At 74.9% G+C, this 2,133-nt stretch carries 1 protein-coding gene; it reads right to left on the bottom strand.

Annotated features, from left to right (window positions below; translation table 11 throughout):
* Positions 1 to 11 precede the first annotated feature (11 nt).
* Positions 12 to 2,133 (bottom strand): SpoIIE family protein phosphatase (locus CCN42_RS09760; protein ID WP_107427571.1); only part of this gene is annotated, 2,122 nt, incomplete at its 5' end.

Genomic DNA, 2,133 nt, shown 5'->3' with positions numbered 1-2,133 from the left:
CGGAGCACCCCTCACGCCCGAGCCCGCAACAGCAGCAACGCCACGTCGTCCGCCCGCTCCTCCGCACTCGCGCCCTGGCCGACGAGGACATCGGCCAGCTCGTCCAGGGGCAGCTCCCCGGCCTCGCCGAGACGGTGACCGAGGGCGGCGAGCGCGTCCTCGATGTCGACGCCGGGGGACTCGATGAGCCCGTCGGTGTACAGGACGAGGACGGAACCGGGCGCGAGTTCGACCTCGGTCGTCGGGTATCCGGCCGACGCGTCGATGCCGAGCAGCGGGCCGCCCGCGAGGTCGAGCACCCGCACTCGCCCGTCCGGCCGTCTCAGCAGGGGCGGCGGATGCCCGGCCCGGGCCATCACGGCCCGCCCGTTCGCCGGGTCGAGCCGCAGATACAGGCAGCTGGCGAACAGCTCCACGCCGAGGTCGATCAGCAGCCGGTTGGTGCTGCGCATCACCTCCTGCGGCGTCTGGCCGACGGTGGTGTAGGCCCGTACCGCGGTGCGGATCTGCCCCATCAGCCCGGCCGCGGTCACGTTGTGCCCCTGTACGTCCCCGATCACGGCCGCCGCCCCGCCCGGCACCGGCACCGCGTCGTAGAAGTCGCCGCCGATGTCCATGCCCCGGGTGCTGGGCAGATAGCGGGCCGCCGCGTCGATGCCCGGCAGCGGCGGCAGGGAGGGCGGCAGCAGGGCGGCCTGGAGGCCGTGGGCGAGCTGGTGCTTGACGTCGTAGAGCAGGGCCCGTTCCAGGGCGAGCGCCACGAGCCCGGCCACGCTGTTCAGCACCGCCCGCTCGTCCGTGGAGAAGGGATGCGGCTCGCCGTAGGCGAACACACACGTGCCCACCGGGCGCCCGGAGGCGATCAGCGGCAGGTACGCCCAGGCCGCGAATCCGTCGGGGCTCGCGGACCGCGCCGGATACAGCCGCTCCAGCTCCTCCCGTGACGCGAAGAACGCCGGCACCCCGGTCGTCAGTGCGTGCGCGCCCGGTGTGGCCGCGCCGAGCGGTGTCCCGTCGAACCGCTCCACCACCCGGGGATCGGGGTAGCCGCGGTGTCCGAGCACTCGCAGCCGGCCCGCCCGCGAGCCGAGCACGACCACTGCCTGACTGCCCACGGCCGGGGCGAGTTCGTCGGCCACGAGCTGCACCACGTCCTCCACGCCGACCGCCTCGGTCAGCGCGCTGGCCAGGGTCAGCACCTGGGAGATGGTGACCAGCCGGGAGGGCCGGTCCCCGGACCGCGGCCCGCTCCCGCTCATATCGGACATGGTCCCGGCCCGGGTGATCCGCACGCTCAGCCCCGTCGTACTGGGGTACAGCCGGAACGACAGCCAGTCGCCCGGTGGGCGCAGCGCCACGAACGACGTGGGGTGCTGGCTGAACAGCGCGGCACGGTAGCGGTCCTCGTACACCGGGTCGTTGAGCCACGGCACGGTCGCCCACAGCTGATGGCCCACCAGCCTCGGGACCCGCTCGCCGATCAGCTCGGCCGCCGCCGGGTTGGCGAAGGCGACCCGGCCGTGCAGGTCGAGCGAGCACAGCCCGTACGGCAGCCGGGACACCATCCGGGCCGCCTCGACCGCGCCGATGGTGCCGGCCACGCCCCCGACGAGCGGCGCGGCGAGCAGATCCGGTTCGGGCAGCACCGGCCGGCCGTCCCGCGCGGCCCGCTCGAGCCGCAGCGCCAGCCGTTCGCACGCCGACGTCAGATGCTCCCGCTCCCGGTCGGACAGCTGCGGGGAGTGGGTGCCGGGCCAGGTGACGAAGACCGCGCCGTACACCGTGCCACCGGTCGCCACCGGCAGCGCGGCGAGCGCGAAGGGGTACGGCAGCACGACGGAGACACGAGGGTAGCGGCGGGCCATCTCCTCCTCGTCGGGGACCCAGACCAGCCGGCGTTCGCGCACCGCGTCGCAGACCGGGACGGGCGCGCTGAGCGCCACTCGCTCCCAGGGGGCGGCGAAGGCGCGCGGCAGTCCGGCCATGACCGCCATCTCCAGTACCTGCTCGTCGGGGGAGAGCAGGTACACCGCGCCGGAGTGGGCGTGCACGCCGTCGATCATCGCGGCCAGCGCCAGGGACAGCAGCGGACCGCCGACCGGGTGCCGGCCGGCCGCCGGCGCCTGCGCGGGC

Source organism: Streptomyces glaucescens (assembly GCF_002154375.1).
GTDB classification, from domain to species: domain Bacteria; phylum Actinomycetota; class Actinomycetes; order Streptomycetales; family Streptomycetaceae; genus Streptomyces; species Streptomyces glaucescens.
Note: the sequence above shows the minus strand (reverse complement) of the source record. Positions and strands in the feature narration are given on the sequence as shown.